Origin of the sequence: Halorubrum sp. SS7, from assembly GCF_005435055.1 — an archaeon.
Classification (GTDB): Archaea; Halobacteriota; Halobacteria; order Halobacteriales; family Haloferacaceae; genus Halorubrum; species Halorubrum salinarum.
The window spans coordinates 1-715 of record NZ_SGXV01000195.1; the positions used below are offsets into that span (position 1 = coordinate 1).

The 715-nt window shown below is 63.5% G+C and carries 1 protein-coding gene; it reads right to left on the minus strand.

What is annotated here, in order from left to right:
• Nucleotides 1-439: NAD(P)/FAD-dependent oxidoreductase (locus tag EXE44_RS17570; protein WP_137718019.1), on the minus strand; the 439-nt coding region annotated here is incomplete at its 3' end.
• Nucleotides 440-715: the final 276 nt, after the last annotated feature.

The following is a 715-nucleotide window of genomic DNA, read 5'->3' on the forward strand; positions in this document are numbered from 1 at the left end:
TGCCGACGACCGCGACGGGGCTGTCGCGGTAGAAGTAGGCGTCGCACTCGACGCAGTAGGAGACGCCGTGGCCCTCGTACGTCTCGACGTCCGCGATGGCCGGCCGCTCGTAGTCCGCGCCCGTCGCGAGTATCACGCCGTCGACGACGTACTCGTCGACCGTCGTCTCGACGCGGTACCGCTCGCCCTCCGGCTCGATCCGAACGACCTCCTCCTCGACGATCTCGGCCCCGTACTTCCGCGCGTGTTCCCGTCCCAGATCGACGAGTTCCGGGCCGGTGACGCCGTCCGGGAACCCGTAGACGTTCTCCATGGTGTCCACGTCCCGGGTCGTCCCGCCCCCGTCGTCGAACACGAGCGTTCGCCTGTCCGCTCGGGCCGTGTAGATGGCCGCGTTCAGTCCCGTCGGTCCGCCGCCGATGATCGCGACACCAGACATCTGTATTGTACAAAATACACTATATTAACTTATAAGTTGTGACCGATCGGACTGCGATAGCCGGCTCGGATCGATCTGTCGGCGAACGGTTCTCACCTATACAGTACTTCTGAACGCCAACTCGTGTACTCATCGACGGATTGCTCCAACTCGCCGACGACCGACGCGACGGGTCGCTGCGCAAGAGTGTTGTGTAATTCTTACAAATTGAGGGTCGGACGACGAGGGCTCGCCGCCGGGTCGTGGTCGGCTACTCCTCGTCGAGCGACAGCGCGT